The sequence below is a fragment of the Agarivorans sp. genome (assembly GCF_050295395.1).
Lineage (GTDB): Bacteria > Pseudomonadota > Gammaproteobacteria > Enterobacterales > Celerinatantimonadaceae > Agarivorans.
On the sequence record NZ_JBNKPP010000086.1, the window covers coordinates 12,009 to 29,248 of the forward strand.

The window sequence follows — 17,240 nt, forward strand, 5'->3', positions numbered from 1 at the left end:
CGGGTAAAGCGACTTAAGGTAATACCAGCCGAATATGGCTTCCATCCGCCTGCTTTATTACATCAATCCGACTAGCAATTTGTTCTTTCATTTCCGATACATGGGAAATTATACCCACCATGCGACCAGCGCTTTGCAAGTCGATTAAGGTACGAATGGCTAAATCCAAAGACTCTTGATCTAGGCTACCAAAGCCCTCATCAATAAATAGCGTATCCAACTTAATGCCCCCGGCGTACGCCTGAACCACATCAGATAAACCCAAGGCCATAGCCAAGGCCGCCATAAAGCTTTCGCCACCACTTAAAGTAGCAACAGAGCGAACCTTAGAGGTGTAACTGTCTTCCACTTCCAGCTCTAAGCCCGATGCCTTATTGCCTTTAGCCCGCTGCTCTTTGCGCAACAATTGATAACGGCCTTTACTCATTATCTGTAGGCGTTCGCTGGCCTGTAATAACACATCATCAAGCAATACGCTTAATACAAAACGTTGCAGGCTAATTTTATTGCCGGTTCTACCATTGGCCACATCGGCTAAGGTGCCAATCACTTGATATTGTTGTTGCAAGCGCTGATCTAACAATTCGGCTTGTTGCAATTTTTGCTGAATGTCTTGCAGATTGGTTAAACGATTATTGGCAGTATTCCACTGCAACTCTAAGCGCTCACGCTCAGTTTTCGCTTGCTCCAACGTTTGCTGTAAGGCAGATAAATCTGGCGTCGCTTTGTCTTTCAATTTCCTTTCAAGTTGCTCAGCTTGCACCTTGAGCTTAGTTGTACGGGCGGCGTAGTCATCTAAGAACTGCTGCAGTTCACTCATTTCCGCTTGCGTCATAAGCGCTTCATTGTAAGCAATTTCACTGGCGAAGCTGGAGTCTTCCAACTGTTGTTTAAAGGAGGTTTGCGCTTGGCTCAAGGCTTGTTGGGCAAGTTTTAAGCTCTGTTTAGCCGCATCAAATGCCGATTGCTTGGCACTAACTTGCTCTCGGCATAAAGCATAATCTTGCTGAGTTTGTTTGATGGCTTTCTCTAAGTGCTCACACTTGTTCGCTTGTAAATCGATGGCCTGCTGCAATAAGGTCAGCTCAGTGTATTGCTGCGGTAACTGCTGCTTAGCCTGTTCCAGCTGCCCTTGAAATAGATCTAGTTGGCTACGCTGCATTTGGTAGTGCTCTCTGGCTTGTTCAATGCGTTGTAAAGCCTCCTGCTCTTGCTGCGCCAGCGCTTCAAGCTGTTGCTGCACTTGTTTAAGTTGCTGCTGTGCTTGCTGGGCCAGCTGCAACGCCAATTTTGCTTGCTCTAACTGCTCACTGAGCTGGCTGGGCGACAAACTAGCCTGCTCAGCTAATCGCGTCTCTAACTGTTGCTGCTGTTGGCTGCGCTCTTGTTGTTTATCCTTAAGCACCTTGTAGTCTTGGCGTGCTTGGCTCAATTTATCGCGCGCGGCCTGCTCTGAGTTTCGCGCCTGTTCAAGCTCTTGCTCGCTCGGTACCGCTTGGGAGCTATGCGCTGGTTGAGGATGGTTCAAACTGCCACATACTGGGCACGCCTCTCCTACATTTAAGCGCTGCGCCATCAGCGCCGCTTGACCCTGATGCCAAGCCAACTGAATTCGATTAGCCTGCAACTGCGCCGCTTGATAATGTTCGGCTAAACGTTTGCCCTGCTCAGCCGATTCAGCCAAGGCTTGTTGGTCTTGGTTCTGCTGTTGTTTTAAGGCTGCCAGCTCTTGCGCTAGCCCCAATACCTGCTCTAGCTCACTAAGCTTTTTTTGCTTATCGGCTTGAGTCTCGGCCAGCTCGCGCAATTCAGCTTGTTGCTGGCTGAGTCGTGTTTTTTGTTGCTGTAAGGCCTGCATCTGTTGTTTGAGCTGTTGCCCCTGCTCGCTCTGCTCAGCTAGTTTTTGCTGCTCTGTGCTGACCTGCTCGCTTAACTGAGCCACTTTCTCAAGTAGCGGTTTATAAGTACGCAACAGGCTTAATTGCTGGCGAACATCGTTAAGCTGCTGTTCCTTTTCTGCTAATAAGGCGTATTGCTGCTCGGCTTTAGCTAGCTCTTGGTGAGCTTGATGTAACTGTGACTCGCACTGAGTTTGCTGAAGACTAGCCTGTTTGGCTTCTTCAAAGCGTTGAATTTTAAGATCATCCAGTGGCTTCAAAGCCTGTGCAGCTTTGCCAGCTTGTAATTGCTGCTGTTGTTGCTCAACCTGCTTTTGCTGTTTATCCAGCTCGCTCAGTTCTTGGTTAAGCTTAGCCAGCTCGGTGAGATCGGCCTGCACCACTTTAGCAGCATCTAGAGCCTGACTCGCCTGTTGATAGGCTTGCTCAGCTTGCTGCTTGGCCGTTAAAGCTTGGCTTACCGCAGGCGCTAAATCGGCGAGTTCCAGCTCTAGCGCTTGTCCTTCCTGCAAGTTGGCACTGTGTAAAATGCCGGTACGAATATTTTTTTGCTCCAATACCGCCGCTCTAATTTCGTCAGCTTGGACTTTTAAACTGTCTTCAATGCGTCGATAGATATGGGTTTGAAACAGTTGACTAAAGATCTTCTCTCGCTCTTTAGAGTCGGCCATTAACAGTTGGCGAAATTTACCTTGTGGCAATACCATCACTTGACGAAATTGATCAGCATCTAAGCCAGTTAAACACTCAATTTCACTGGTCGCTTCAGAGACCTTGGAGGCAACCATCACACTTTCATCACCGTTGGGGGCAATTTGAACTAACTGTGCTTCAGGCTTCTGCTGAGTGTATCCGTCTCCGGATTTCTTTAAGCGAGCCTGTTCTGGTACACGACGAATACGGTAACGTTGCTGACCCAGCTCAAACTCAAAAATCACTTCGGTTAAACGCGAAGGCTCGGCTAAATCACAGCGCATTTGTGCGCCTTCTCGTTCATCACCAGTGGTTTTGCCATATAGAGCAAAACAGATCGCATCCAATAAGGTGGTTTTACCCGCACCAGTGGGGCCATTTAGCAAAAATAAGGGGTTACGCCCTAGCAAGCTAAAATCAACAGACTCCTGTTCGGCAAAAGGCCCAAAGGCCGACAAACTTAAACGCAAGGGACGCATTAGTATACTCTCTCGTGTAATTGAGAAATGGTTTGTAGCAGTACTTCTCGCTGTTCATCGGACAAGTCTTTACCACTCACCTGCGAGAAAAAATCGCTGAACATATCAAATTCATCGCGGCTCATATGCTGGCGATTCAGCTCCAATTGTTGTTTATTGGCCATCAACCCCGTGCGCTCTAAATGCAGTACATTGGGATAAACCTCGCGCAGCTTACCCATTGCATCGAGTATCGCCGACTTATCCAACAGCCGTACCATCAGATAATCTTGCCGCGCTTGCTCATCTAACTCAGCTTGCAATAGTTCATCTAAATAGCCCTCTATGACCCGTACGTCTCGCAGCGGAGTTAAAGGCAGTAATTCAAATTCGGCCTTGCCCTGCGTTATCGTGACTAAACTCACTGACTTAGCTTGGTGTTGCTCGCTAAATGAATATTTTAAGGGTGAACCCGAGTAGCGAATATGTGGTTGTCCTTTATATTGCGGCCCATGTAAGTGGCCAAGCGCAGTGTAACTAAACTCACTAAACAAACTAGGAGAGATTTTATCGGCGCCGCCAATGGATAAGGGGCGCTCCGAATCTGACTCATCACCGCCATCCAAAAAGCAATGGGCCACCACCACCTTACTCATCCCTTGGCTATCATGTGCCGCCACCTGCTCAAGCAAGACTTGCATGGCTTGTTGATGGCTAGTTAGTTCAAAACCATATAGTTCTCTCACTAAGGCGGGCTCTGCGTAAGGCAGCGGATAAAACACCGCATCATCACCTTGCTTGGATCTAATCACTACTGCTTGTGGCGGGTTGGTTAAAGGCCCCACAATATATAGCCCGCTTTGCTGCATGTGCTTGGAAGCAAAGGCCAAACGCTGGGCACCATCATGGTTACCGGCAATCATAATCACCGGAATAGCCAAGTGCTCGACCAACCTACTGAGGATCTCATCCAATAACTCAATCGCGTGGCTGGGCGGAACCGAACGGTCGAAAATATCTCCTGCCACCACCACCGCATCCACCTGATGCTGCTTGGCTAAATCGACAATTTGGCCAAGCACCACGCGCTGATCTTCAAGCAAAGAGTGATTATGCAGTTGGCGGCCAATGTGCCAATCTGAAGTATGGAGAAATTTCATTCAATATCCGTTAGTTAGTGCCGCTAGTGGGAACGCATCTGCGCTTACAACCAGTCTATTATCACCAAGCCAAGGGGGGATAGCAATCAAACATAGAGACGCGTTCAACAACAAAGCAGTGCTTAGGCTACAGCGCACAAAAAGCCGACAGTTCTACTCGCTTAGCTCGTCGGAGTCTGGCAACATAAGGCAAAAATAATATTCAACAACGAGGCTAAACAGATGTCTGAGCAAGGCTCTACAGGTAACGTACTAGCGGCAATCTGTAGTTTTTTCATTCCAGGGCTAGGCCAATTAGTACAAGGGCGGATCTTATCTGCTGCGCTGTTTTTTCTTATCACGGCGGCAGGTTATGCGCTTTGGTGGTTAATCATTCCACCGGTGATTTCGGTGATCGTTCATATTTGGTCTATTGTAGACGCGGCACGTTTTGTTCCAGGAGGGATACGATGAAATTAATCGGTGCTTTATTGGTGATTCTTAGCCTAGCCGGCTGTGAATCAACTTATTACTCGGCAATGGAAAAAGTCGGCTATCACAAGCGGGAAATTTTAGTTGACCGTATCGAAGATACTCAGCAAAGCCAGCAAGAAGCGCAGCAACAATTTAGCTCCGCTTTAGAGCATTTAAAAAGCCTCACCAATTTTGATGGCGGCGACTTAGAAGCCGTTTATGACGAAACCAACGAACAATACCTTGATGCCAAAGCTGCCGCGGAACAAGTTAGCGAGCGCATTGAAGAAGTCGATAGCGTTGCCCAAGCACTGTTTGCCGAATGGCGAGAAGAGCTAGATCAATACCAATCGGCCAGCTTAAAAGCCGAAAGTCGCCAGCAGCTCGACACCACCCGACAACGTTATAGCAACATGCTAGCCGCCATGCGCCAAGCCGAGTCGCAAATGCAGCCGGTATTAAGTCGGCTCAACGATAATCAACTGTACCTAAAGCACAACCTCAATGCCCGCGCCATTGGTGCAGTGGGTAAAGAGTTTTCCCGCCTAGAACAAGACGTAGCGGAGCTAATTAGACAAATGAGCCGCGCCATTGCCGAGTCTGATAAGTTTATCGCCAGCATGAATTAGTCGCTTGGCCGCTTCTATCACACTGAAGCGGCCAGTCTTTGATTAATCTTGCGTTTGTAACACTTCCTTAAACGCAAACATGGCGTTAAGTGCCGCCGGAAAACCCGCGTAAACCGCCATCTGTATAATCACTTCTTTTATTTCTTGTTCAGAACAACCCACATTTAAAGCCGCATGTAAGTGAACCTTTAGTTGCGGCTGACAATTAGCCATTGCAGTAAGTGCGGCTACGGTAATTAATTCTCTCACCTTTAAGTCTAAACCGGGTCGGGGATAGACATTGGCAAAGGGGAACTCAATCACCATACGCGCTAAATCCGGCGAGATATCTTGTAAGCTGTCGATGACCTGTTGCCCCGCCTGTCCATCTATTTTATTGAGTTGTTGTAAGCCTAGTTCAAAACGTGATTGTGCCATTACTGCTTGCTCCTTGAGTTAAGTCACAAGCCTAGGCTACAACTTAGAGTTAACTCTAAGTCAAGTCACTTTTTGCTGCTGATATAAATGAATCTTGTGCTGCAGCGCCTGTAGATGGGTACGTTGTTGCTCGATGTGTTGCTTAAGCTGTTGCTGGTGCGCTTCTAACAAGGCTTGGCGCGCAGCTAAACTAGTACTGCCCTGTTCACGCAAACGGGCATATTGCAAAATATCGGCTAGCGGCATGGCGGTCTCTTTCAAACGGACAATAAACTCAACCCAAGTTAAATCTTTGCTGCTATATACTCGATGGCCACTACTATTTCGCTGAATGTGTTTTAATAAACCGATTTTTTCATAGTAACGAAGCGTATGTGGGGATAATCCGCTGAGTTCAGAGAAGCGTTGCATATTCATAGCTATTGGCACTCCTTAATTAATCTCTCACAAGCTAACATAACTTAGTCTTGCAATCAGCTAGCCTAAGTCTGGTCGCCTGCATCACTATTTGTAGCGTTCTCAGCACATTGCATCTTGCAAGCCAGATTGATCTTCCGCACAATAAGCACGCATAAGAAGGAGAGAGTAAACATGGCATCTAAATGGGCGAAACGCTTCGTACAAATGGCTGAACTAGTCGCCTCGTGGAGTAAAGATCCCTCAACTCAAGTGGGCGCAGTTATCACCGAAAGCAACCGCATTGTTTCGCTAGGTTTTAATGGTTATCCACATGGCATCTCAGACAGCGCCGAAACCGACAATCGAGAAATGAAATTGTTGAAAACCCTGCACGCTGAAGAAAATGCCATCCTTTTTGCAAAGCGCGACTTATCGGCTTGTGAGATTTGGGTGACCCACTTCCCCTGCCCTAACTGTGCAGCCAAGATTATTCAAACTGGCATCACCACCGTGCATTGCCCGGAGCAATCGGCAGACTTTCTTTCGCGCTGGCAGGATAAAATTAAAGTCAGTGAAGAGATGTTTAATCAGGCTGGGGTTAGCGTTGATTGGGTCGCAGTAAACAACGACCAATAAGCTCCAACTAAACACCGATTTTAAGCAAAAAATAAAGCGACTCAAACGAGTCGCTTGTTGTTTCGCCTTAAGGCTTATTCGGCCACACCGGCAAATACCACAACCACTTTGTCATCACCCTTAGTTCGGCTAAAGGCATAAGGTTGGTCGCTAATCTTATGGTGTTCACCCGCACCAATCGCTACGTGACGATCGCGGAACTGTCCTACTTTTTGCCAATGCTGTAGCAGCGCTTGACGCTCGGCGTCTTTTTCAATTTGCTGCCAATTCATGAATGAGCGCGTAGGCGAGTCAAAGGCATCAGTTTGCGGACCACGCGGCCTGGCACTTTCATCACCGTAATACAATTGCACGCCACCTGGCATCATCAACAAGGCAGTACCCGCTCCGGCTTGTAACGGAATATCCTCATAATTTGAGTAGAATAGCTTGGTATCATGCGAACTAATGTAGGTAAGCAAGTTAAAGCTTGGATCACTATTGATGTCTTTGGCGTAGGTCGCATACATTTTTTCGTTTTGCGCCAAACACTGTGACCCACGCAGCGCTGCACTATCGCCGGCATATTCAAAGTTAATTAAGCTGTCCATGCCGTTGTCGTAGTAGAAGTCGCGGTAAGCACCGTGATGCCACACTTCACCCACCATCCAAAACGGTTTGTCATCAAGTGCTTTGTCGGGGTTGTTAGTCTTCCACTCGGCCAAAGCCTCGCTGGCCGCGTCTTTAAGTTTTGCCCAGACCTTAGGTTCAACGTGTTTCACGGTATCGGCGCGGAAGCCGTCTACGCCGTAGTCACGCACCCAATTGGTATGCCATTCCACCAAATAATCCAGCACGGTATAACCCTCGCGCTCTACCGCTTTGGTGTCTTTCTTATTTTTAAGAATAGGCGGTAAACCCACGTGTTTAGTGCTCTCGGTAAGCAAGTCTGGCAAGCCCGCTAAGTTCATGGTGATATCATCGCCACCCGGTGCGGTAAAGCCGGCCATGCCGCTACGAACCCAATCGGGTCCCCACCACTTCTCTGCCCAGTCACTTGAGCTCCAGCGAATAAAATTGTTGTAGCGGTGCCAGTTTTGTCCTTTCGACATATCAGGTTGCCAATCAGTCCATTTTTCAGGAACAGGAGCGCCCGGCGCCATAGCATTAATGCCGAAAGTTTGCATATCGTCCATGGTGGGGTAACCCACATGGTTCATTACCACGTCAACTAATACTCGAATACCACGTTTATGAGCTTCGTCGACGAAACGGCCAAAGTCTTCTTCAGAGCCTAGGTTGGGATCAATCTTAGTGAAGTCTAAAGCCCAGTAACCATGGTAGCCGTAGAAGGGGAAGCTGCCTTTTTCTCCGCCACCAATAAAGCCATGAATCTGCTCAACAATGGGGGTTACCCAAATGGCATTCATGCCAAGTTCTTTAATGTAGTCTAGCTTGGCTGTAATCCCGCTGAAGTCACCGCCTTGGAAGGTTCCGGTTTCTTGTTTGCCATCGGCCTTACGATTAAAGGGAAAATCGTTGCTGGTATCACCATTGTTAAAGCGATCGGTCATGATGAAATAAACACTGGCATTATCCCAAGAAAATGCGCTGTCTTTAGCGTCTGCGGCCTCAAGCAGTAAGATACCACCGCTTGCCGGATCAGGCTGCATAGTCACTTTACCTTGGCTGACTTTTTGCGTTTGACCAGAGTAGAAGTCTTTTACCAATTGACCATCACTGAAGCTAGCGCTGACATCCACGGTCACCGGCTTGCCGTCCCAGGCAATACAATCTACCGCTGGTGGCTTACGTTTGAAGGTGGACTCTTGGGCTTTGCGAGACACTTGTAGAGTTGGATTGTCCGCATCGCTGTTATCTAGAATCAGCTCATAGTTGCCTGCAAAGCGAATGTTTAATTCAAAAAACTTGTCGTTTGCACAGTTATCTAGCGCTTGAGGCTTAGAGAAACGCAGCTTGTTATTATCGGCTGGGCCAAAGCGCAAACCACACTGCTGACCTTCGTCAGAGATTTGCACTTGGTAAATTTTCTTTTCCAGCGGAAGAGTAATTTTATAACGACTCTTGCCAGCAAATGTTAAACGCTGGTCAACATGCACGCCACTGTCGGCGTAGTTCATGTACAACGGCGTTTTAATCATTGCCGCTGACAAATTAGCCGAGCCGCCCGCCATTACCAAAGCTGCGCTCAACAAACCCAGTTTAAAAGCTTTCATTCAACCTCCGTGGCATTTTGCCTCGCCGTCTGCGAGCAAACACCTTGTTCAACTATATTGGAGTGATGAAAACAAAAGCTAGTTAAGTTTTCACTAACAAAGCATGATTATTTATGAATTTTATGACTGACAGCGCTTTCATTTGGCAAAAGCTCTACTTCACCGCAAGATCGCCATTGATTAGCGCGTGCCCCTTGCTGCACCTGAGATGTTGTTTTATGATGTTTGGTCTTAATTATGCTTATTTCAGCCTATTTCGGGCTGCAATAAACATAATCTGCAAACCGATAAAAGAAACAGTTTTTACGTTAAAAACAGCCGCTTTAAGCTTGACAAATAAACTAAAAAAGCGCGAGTGAGAGCAACAGACAGGGTGTAAAGGAAGCCATGAAAAAAACAATGTACGAAAAGATCTGGGACGCGCATGTTGTCCACGAACCAAAAGGTAGCGCATCTATCCTTTTTGTTGACCGTCACCTCATGCACGAAGTAACCAGCCCGCAAGCCTTTGAAGGCTTACGCATGGCTAAACGTTCAGTTCGTAACCCACACAGTATTCTGGCCACAATGGACCACTGTGTTCCAACCAAAGTGGCCGACCGAGCCTCTCTCCCCGACCCAATTGGTAAAAAACAGATTGAAGTAATGGCACAAAACTGTGCAGATAACAGCATCAATCTTTACGACATGAACAACGCCAACAACGGGGTCATTCACATTGTGGTTCCTGAGCACGGCTTTGTACATCCAGGTATGGTGGTTTGTTGTGGTGACAGCCACACCGCTACCCACGGTGCATTTGGCGCATTGGCCTTTGGTATTGGTACTTCTGAGGTTGAGCACATTATGGCCACTCAGACCATCCAACAAAAAAAATCAAAAACCATGCTGGTTAAAGTCGATGGTGAACTATCTGAATTCGCCACTGCAAAAGACATTGTACTCGCCATCATTGGTAAAATTGGTACTGCTGGCGGTACTGGTTATGTTATTGAATTTGCCGGTAGTGCTATCGAAGCGCTAAGCATGGAAGGTCGTATGACCGTATGTAACATGGCCATTGAAGGTGGTGCTCGTGCTGGTCTTATCGCACCAGACCAAAAAACCTTTGATTTCTTAAAAGGCAAAGAGTTTGCACCTAAAGGTGAGTACTGGGATCAAGCAGTAGAATACTGGAAGTCTCTCACCACCGACGAAGGTGCTGAGTACGACGCTGTCGTTGAACTTGATGCAGCCCAGATTGCACCGCAAGTAACCTGGGGAACGTCACCAGAACAAGTTCTGGCAGTAGATCAACCGATTCCAGATCCTGCCCAAATTGAAGACTCAATTAAATCTTTAGCTGCTAAAAGCGCCCTAAAATACATGGGCCTAGAAGCAGGTAAGAAGATGACTGACGTCACAGTTGATGTGGTATTTGTTGGTTCATGTACCAATGGCCGTATCGAAGACTTCCGCGCTATTGCAGCGGTATCTAAAGGCAAAAAAGTCGCGCCGGGCGTTCAAGCCATTGCGGTACCGGGTTCTTACCCAGTAAAAGAGCAAGCTGAAAAAGAAGGCATTGACAAAGTGCTGATTGAAGCTGGCTGGGAATGGCGTGAGCCAGGTTGCTCAATGTGTTTGGCAATGAATGGTGACTACCTTCAACCTGAACAACGTTGTGCATCAACTTCAAACCGAAACTTCGAAGGACGACAAGGTAAAGGGGGTCGTACCCACCTTGTATCACCAGCCATGGCCGCAGCCGCAGCCGTAGAAGGTAAGTTCGTCGATTTACGTAATTGGAAATAATGTAAACACATTGAGTTATCGATGTGAGTGAAATTTTTGGAGTTAAATATGCAACCTTATGAAAAACACAGCTCTGTTGCTGCAGTAATGAATCGTAGCAATGTTGATACCGACCAAATCATTGCCAAACAGTTTCTTAAAAGAGTGGAGCGCACCGGCTTTGGTGTTCACCTTTTCCACGATTGGCGCTACCTAGAGAATGGCACTGAAAACCCAGAATTTGAATTAAACCGCCCCGAGTTTAAAGGCGCAAAAATTCTGATTGCCGGTGACAACTTTGGTTGTGGTAGCTCGCGTGAGCACGCCCCTTGGGCAATTGCCGATTATGGTTTCAATACCATCATCTCAACTAGCTACGCCGACATTTTCTTTAGCAACTGCTTTAAAAACGGCATTTTACCGATCGTTGTTGATGCCGACACCTTAAAAGCATTAATGGATGAAGTAGAAGCCGCACCGGGTATTGAAATTACTATCGATTTAGAAAATCAGCTAATTCAAACTCCTGCAGGTAAAGAAATTGCGTTTGATGTTGACCCCTTCCGTAAAGAGACTTTATTGAAAGGTCTTGATGACATCGGTTGGACTTTGAAATTCGAAGATAAAATTGCCGAATTTGAAGAAAAACACAAACAACAACTTCCTTGGCTTTGGCCAAGCGCGTAGTTGTACGTCTGGCGCAGCGTCTGCTGCGCCTTTCAAGCCAATCTCTTCACTGCGAGACGTAGTTTATGGAGCAACAACGCTCAATACAGCTCATGGACACAACCCTTCGTGACGGCGAGCAAACTCAAGGTGTGTCCTACTTCCCTCAAGAAAAAGTTAGCATAGGCAAAGCCCTACTTCAGTCGTTAAAGGTAGACCGCATCGAAGTCGCTTCCGCGCGTGTATCCGATGGCGAAAAAGCCGCAGTACAACAGCTCACCCAGTGGGCTAAAGGTGCTGGGTACTTAGAAAAAATTGAAATTTTAGGCTTTGTCGACAACAACAAAAGCGTGGATTGGATCGTAGAATCCGGCGCTAAAGTGATCAACCTACTCACCAAAGGTAGCCTTAATCACTGTAAAAACCAACTAGGCAAAACTCTAGATCAGCATATCGAAGACATCCGCCAAACCATTAGCTATGCCCATAGTAAGGGTTTAACCGTTAATGTTTATTTAGAAGACTGGTCTAACGGCTATGCCAATAGCCCCGACTACGTATACCAATTGGTTGATGCTTTGCAAAACCAAGGTATTAATCATTTCATGTTGCCCGATACCCTAGGTGTTATGGCACCCAAAGAAGTGTATGCCAGTCTGAGCGACATGATAGAGCGCTTTCCTGGAGTTAAATTTAACTTTCATCCGCATAACGATTACGGTTTAGCTACAGCCAACGCCATGGCGGCTGCCGAAGCTGGCGTAGAGGCGATTCACTGCACCATGAACTGCTTAGGCGAGCGCGCCGGTAACGCGTCCTTGGCAGAGGTATCGGTAGTGCTAAAAGACAAGCTCGGCTTTAAGTTAAATATTGATGAAAGCGAAATTCACAATATTGCCAAACTGGTTGAAAGCTTTTCGGGTAAACGTTTAGCCGCCAATACCCCCATTGTGGGCGCCGATGTATTCACCCAAACCGCGGGCATTCATGCCGACGGTGACCAAAAGGGTGACTTGTATATGACCGAACTGAGCCCTGAGCGCTTTGGTCGCGAACGCAGTTATGCCCTAGGTAAAATGGCCGGTAAGGCTTCAATTAATAAAAACCTTGAAGCCATGGAAATCGAACTATCACCCGAAAACCAGCAAAAGCTGTTGGATAAGATTGTTAAGCTGGGAGATCAAAAGGCCACGATTACGCCAGCTGATTTGCCCTTCATCATTGCCGACATCATGGAAAGCAACGATTTTGCGCATATTGAGCTGCTTAATTGCTCCATCACCAGTGGCTTGGATTTAGAATCTTCGGCCAACATCCGCCTACGCATAGGTGATGAAGTCTATAAGAGTTCGGGGCATGGTAACGGCGGTTTTGATGCCTTCATGAAGGCTCTAGAAATGCCACTGCGTAAAGCTAAACTTAGCATGCCCGAGTTACTTGACTACGAAGTGCGGATCCCGCCGGGTGGTAAAGCCAACGCCCTAACCGAATGTATTATTCAGTGGGCCGACGACAATAAGCAGTTCCACACGCGAGGTATCAACTCGAACCAAGTATTTGCTGGTATTCAGGCGGTACTACGAATGCTTAATGTTCGCTTGCATCAACGTCAAGCATAAAACAACAAAGGCGAGCAATGCTCGCCTTTGTTATTCTCAGCCTAAGCCACTAACTCCCGTCTAAGGCCATTTCGGCTATCGATAAGTGCTCCTGCTTTAGCAATAACTGAGTAATCGCATCCGCCGACATCGGCCGATAAAAATAGAAGCCTTGGTAAATATGGCAGCCATGACGCTGCAAAAATTCTAACTGTTCACGGGTTTCTACCCCTTCAGCCACCGTCACCAATTCTAGGTTATTAGCAAGGTTAATAATGGTTGAACATATTTGTCCGTCCTCGACCGTACTAGCGCACTCTTCCACAAACGAGCGGTCAATTTTAAGCACATCGATGGGCAGGCGTTTTAAGTAATTTAAGGAAGAATAACCGGTACCAAAATCATCCACCGAAATTTGAATATGCAGTTGTTTTAAGCCCGACATCACTTCAATACAACGTTCAATATCGGTGAGTAATACCCCCTCGGTAATTTCAAACTCCAACTGTTCACCGTCTAGCTGATATTGTTGCAACATCTTACTCACAAACGGCTCTAAGCGGCCCGAAACTAAATGCTTACCAGAAATATTCACCGATACCACGATTTTGGGGTAAGCCAGTTTTTTCCACACATATAATTGCTGGCAAACCTGAGCAATCGCCAACTCACCCAGTTGAATAATCAAATCCGACTCTTCGGCTAAGGGAATAAACTCGCTGGGCGAAATATTGCCCTCTTGTGGGTGATTCCAACGCATTAAGGCTTCTAAGCCAAGTAGGCTGCGCTCGGCATTCACCTTGGGTTGATAAACAATGGAAAACTGTTGATGCTCGTTTAGCCCCTTTTGCATCTCCTGTTCATAGTCAAAACTGCGCGCTGCCTGATGGGCCATTTCAGCTTCAAACAATTGGTAATTATCACGGCCACGTTGCTTAGCGTAATACATGGCAATATCGGCATGCTGAATTAATTGCTCAGCTTTAATTTCGGCCACATCGGCGAAAGCCACGCCAATACTGGTAGGAATATTAATTACCCGACCATCTAGCTCTAGTGGCTGACGCATAATTGACAAAATAGCATTGGCCTTTTTGTGCGCTAAATCGATATTCACCGAGTCAGTAAACAAAATCACAAACTCATCACCACCCCAGCGAGCAATAATATCGCTGGCGCGGGTAACATCCACTAAGCGCTTAGCCACCTCACACAGTAATTCGTCTCCCGCCTTATGACCAAGGGTATCGTTAATCTTTTTAAACCGGTCTAAGTCCATGAAAAATAGTAATACTTGGCTGCGTCCTTGATATTTACGCGAGGCAATTTTATTTAAGGCTTCCATCAAGTAGGTGCGGTTATACAAGCCGGTTAAGGGGTCGCTATAGGCAAGCTGACGCAGCTTATCGCGTAGTTTTAATTGCCGAGTCACATCGCGTATGTGCAAGGTGAACTCGTTGTCCATATTGCTACCGAAAGACGCACCGGTAATAGTAATTTCCGCTGGAAACTCATGGGCCGAATGACGCGTTAGGGTAATCGAATTGCGCCGGTGGCGGAGCAAACCCTGAGAGCTAGAAAACTTAAAGGCTAAGCTACTAGCTACTTCTTGCTGATCTTTGGGCAACACAAACAGCGTAATAAAGCTTTTATTTATCACCTGTTCTTTAAGGTAACCAAAAGTGCGTTCGGCAGCGGGATTAAACTCGATAATCCGCCCCTCTAAATCAATACTAATAATGCTGTCCATGGATGAATCTAAAATCGCGCTCTTACGTTTTTCACTGGCACGAAAACTATCGATGGCATCATCTCTTTTGGAAATTTCACTATTTACGCGATCAATCACTTGATTATATTGAGCGGCAATTTGCCCCACTTCAGTAAATGGCTCCACTGGCACAGGCTCTGAAAACTGCCCTCTTCTCTGTTGGCTAGCCATAGAGTCAAGTAAGTCAATTAGCTCGGTAGAGGCATGGTGTTCAGACACATTCATGCCTTGTAACTCATCTTCTCTGGAAACCCGCAGCGGAATAAACCGATTAATCAGCCACAGTAAAATAAACGAAAGACTCAAGCTGTATACGCCAATGCTCACTATTCCCAATAGCTGAGCGTAGACTTGCTCAGTGCGGCTTAAACCTGTGCCAATGAGTGTCAGGTCGCCAAAAACAGCCACGGAAAAAGTGCCCCATATTCCAGCAAACAAGTGAGCCGGCACCACCCCCAGCGCATCATCTATTTTCAGTTGTTCAAGCCACAGCGTTCCCCAATAAAGCACTAATCCGGCCACCAAGCCCACAACCAATGCGGCCTGAGTCGACATAACATGACAACCCGCGGTAATAGACACTAAACCGGCAATCACTCCATTTAGAATGTAGCCCACATCAAAAAAACGCTGCGCACGGTAATGGCATAAGGAGCTAACCAAGCCACCCGCTACAGCGGCTAAACAGGTATTGAGAATAATTTTAGGCACATGCTCATTCAATACCAAGGTGCTGCCACCGTTAAAGCCAAACCACCCCAACCATAACAACAAGGTGCCTAATACAGACATCGGTAAGTTATTCCCAACTGGCATGGCTTGCTGGTTATCAAAACGGCCAATGCGCGGACCAATAATCACAATAGCGGCTAAGGCCACATAACCGCCCACCGAGTGAACAATAGTGGACCCCGCAAAATCAACAAAACCATACTCCTGTAACCACCCGGCATTCCCTTCGATATATACCGATGACCACGCCCAGTGACCAACCACCGGATAAATCACGGCACTTAATACCAAGGAGATAGTCAGATAGCCAACAAACGACATACGCTCGGCCACTGCGCCAGATAATAAGGTAGCGGCGGTGCCACAGAACATGGTTTGAAACAAAAAGAAGCTAATTTGATAAGGACTTTGCTGGTCGCCAAAGAAGAACTCACTGCCTCCCCAAAGGCCGTTTTGACTTTCACCAAACATCAGTGCAAAGCCAAAGGCCCAATAAATAAGAACGGCGATGATAAAGTCAGATATGTTTTTTGCGGCAACGTTAATACTGTTTTTACTGCGGATTTTACCGGTTTCTAGGCATAAGAAGCCTGCCTGCATGATAAATACTAAGAAAGCTGTAATTAACAGCCATGAATATTCCATTAGCCTTCCTTTAGCTTCGCCGCTGTTGTCTCTAAGCGCACCGTTTAACTACTCTTCTGAGCTCATCCTTTGAGTCTCAGGTGCTTCACCCTGCCAGCCATAACAAGGTCGACAAAGCGGAATAGTTTTGCTTAGTTAAGCACTCAATAAGTGTAAATATCAATCAATGAGTACCATATTGACCCTATACTTAGCAAGATTATTCTTCATTTACTAAGGCTAACTGGCTGTAAAGAAAGGAGCTTTGGATTACAAACTGAATAAAACCTAGCGCTAAGGCATAAAATTCAACCCTGCACTTTATTCATCAAGCACTCGCTAAGTCGCAGCGTCTCACGGCACTAAGGTATCGGCTGTGACTATTCGAGGATAAAGATAAAACTCAGCGCTAAGCGCCAAGGACGGTTTGATGTTTAAAGGGTAACAACGACAGACACTGCTGTTTATAGCTGTCCATATGGGCTCGCTCTTCCTCGCAGAACTGCGCAATGGCGCTGGCAAAGGTTGGGTCGGCCACATAGTGAGCCGAATAGGTGGTGATGGGCTCAAAACCTCGCAATAGCTTATGCTCACCTTGGGTACCAGGATTAAACTCCTTTAGGCCCTTGGCCAAGGCAAACTCTATTCCCTGATAAAAACACAATTCAAAATGCAGCATTTCAAGCTCTTGTATACAACCCCAATACCGCCCGTATAAGGAGGTTTGGTCAAAAAAGAACAAGGCACTGGCCACCACTTGCTGCGCTTGTTCTGCTTGAATAAACAACATCGAATGCCCCATTTGTTCACATAACTGTTTAAAAAAGCCCAGTGACAAATAAGGTTTATGGCCGCGCTTAAGATAACTGGATTGATAACACTGATAAAACGCCTGTAGCTGCGGCTGACTAAGCTCGTTACCATAACGCCAGTGAATCGCTTCCACCGCCGACTGAGCCAAACGCCGCTCTTTGTTGACCATCTTCCGTTTGCGTGAGGTAAAACTGGCTAAATACTCTTGAAAGTCTCGGTAGCCGCGGTTAATCCACTGAAACTGCACACCCTGGCGGATTAGCATGGCTTGCTGCGCCATTTGCTCGGCCAAGGACTGGCTAATAAA

At 46.8% G+C, this 17,240-nt stretch carries 13 protein-coding genes; 6 read left to right on the forward strand and 7 right to left on the reverse strand.

The genetic code is table 11. The annotated features are described in order from the left end of the window. Positions 1–13: 13 nt before the first annotated feature. Positions 14–3,070 carry an AAA family ATPase gene (locus ACQY6Q_RS04965; protein ID WP_427978579.1) on the reverse strand — a complete coding sequence of 1,019 codons (3,057 nt, stop codon included), beginning with the start codon at positions 3,068–3,070 and terminating at the stop codon, positions 14–16. Next, positions 3,070–4,209, reverse strand: coding sequence for an exonuclease SbcCD subunit D (locus ACQY6Q_RS04970; RefSeq protein ID WP_427978582.1), 1,140 nt, complete (start codon positions 4,207–4,209; stop codon positions 3,070–3,072). Before ACQY6Q_RS04970 ends, ACQY6Q_RS04965 begins: the two co-directional genes overlap by 1 nt. A 222-nt stretch (positions 4,210–4,431) precedes the next feature. On the opposite strand from ACQY6Q_RS04970, the gene ACQY6Q_RS04975 reads away from it, so the two are divergent. Together ACQY6Q_RS04975 and ACQY6Q_RS04980 are read left to right on the forward strand one after the other, a co-directional pair. After that, positions 4,432–4,662, forward strand: coding sequence for a hypothetical protein (locus ACQY6Q_RS04975; RefSeq protein WP_427978585.1), 231 nt, complete (start codon positions 4,432–4,434; stop codon positions 4,660–4,662). Beyond that, the gene (locus tag ACQY6Q_RS04980; protein ID WP_427978587.1) at positions 4,659–5,291 is read left to right on the forward strand and encodes a DUF2959 family protein; all 633 of its coding nucleotides are present in this window, start codon (positions 4,659–4,661) and stop codon (positions 5,289–5,291) included. The genes ACQY6Q_RS04975 and ACQY6Q_RS04980 overlap by 4 nt, the downstream gene beginning before the upstream one ends. 42 nt (positions 5,292–5,333) lie before the next feature. Here ACQY6Q_RS04980 and ACQY6Q_RS04985 read toward each other — a convergent pair whose 3' ends face one another. Both ACQY6Q_RS04985 and ACQY6Q_RS04990 read right to left on the reverse strand, forming a co-directional pair. Then, positions 5,334–5,708: a carboxymuconolactone decarboxylase family protein gene (locus ACQY6Q_RS04985; RefSeq protein ID WP_427978590.1), complete on the reverse strand. Its 375-nt coding sequence runs from the start codon at positions 5,706–5,708 to the stop codon at positions 5,334–5,336. Between the two features lie 60 nt (positions 5,709–5,768). Continuing rightward, positions 5,769–6,125 (reverse strand): MerR family transcriptional regulator, encoded by a 357-nt coding sequence (locus tag ACQY6Q_RS04990; protein WP_427978593.1) that lies wholly within the window; start codon positions 6,123–6,125, stop codon positions 5,769–5,771. A gap of 174 nt (positions 6,126–6,299) precedes the next feature. Between ACQY6Q_RS04990 and ACQY6Q_RS04995 the strand changes: the two genes are divergently transcribed. Beyond that, positions 6,300–6,743 (forward strand): dCMP deaminase family protein, encoded by a 444-nt coding sequence (locus ACQY6Q_RS04995; protein ID WP_427978596.1) that lies wholly within the window; start codon positions 6,300–6,302, stop codon positions 6,741–6,743. Between the two features lie 74 nt (positions 6,744–6,817). Here the strand turns inward: ACQY6Q_RS04995 and ACQY6Q_RS05000 are convergent, their stop codons facing one another. Continuing rightward, a complete protein-coding gene (locus tag ACQY6Q_RS05000; RefSeq protein ID WP_427978598.1) occupies positions 6,818–8,959 on the reverse strand; it encodes an alpha-amylase in 2,142 nt (713 codons plus the stop codon). Between the two features lie 387 nt (positions 8,960–9,346). Between ACQY6Q_RS05000 and leuC the strand changes: the two genes are divergently transcribed. The 3 genes from leuC to ACQY6Q_RS05015 all read left to right on the forward strand — a co-directional run bounded on the left by leuC (position 9,347) and on the right by ACQY6Q_RS05015 (position 13,014). Further along, positions 9,347–10,750, forward strand: coding sequence for a 3-isopropylmalate dehydratase large subunit (leuC, locus tag ACQY6Q_RS05005; protein ID WP_427978601.1), 1,404 nt, complete (start codon positions 9,347–9,349; stop codon positions 10,748–10,750). Positions 10,751–10,798: 48 nt separating this feature from the next. Beyond that, complete coding sequence (gene leuD / locus ACQY6Q_RS05010; RefSeq protein ID WP_427978604.1) at positions 10,799–11,416, forward strand: 3-isopropylmalate dehydratase small subunit; 618 nt, start codon at positions 10,799–10,801, stop codon at positions 11,414–11,416. 92 nt (positions 11,417–11,508) lie between these two features. Beyond that, the gene (locus ACQY6Q_RS05015; protein WP_427978606.1) at positions 11,509–13,014 is read left to right on the forward strand and encodes an alpha-isopropylmalate synthase regulatory domain-containing protein; all 1,506 of its coding nucleotides are present in this window, start codon (positions 11,509–11,511) and stop codon (positions 13,012–13,014) included. Positions 13,015–13,063: 49 nt separating this feature from the next. Here ACQY6Q_RS05015 and amt read toward each other — a convergent pair whose 3' ends face one another. After that, positions 13,064–16,141: an ammonium transporter gene (gene amt / locus ACQY6Q_RS05020; protein WP_427978608.1), complete on the reverse strand. Its 3,078-nt coding sequence runs from the start codon at positions 16,139–16,141 to the stop codon at positions 13,064–13,066. A gap of 388 nt (positions 16,142–16,529) precedes the next feature. Further along, on the reverse strand, positions 16,530–17,240 hold a 711-nt coding region (locus tag ACQY6Q_RS05025), incomplete at its 5' end, for a GNAT family N-acetyltransferase (RefSeq protein ID WP_427978611.1).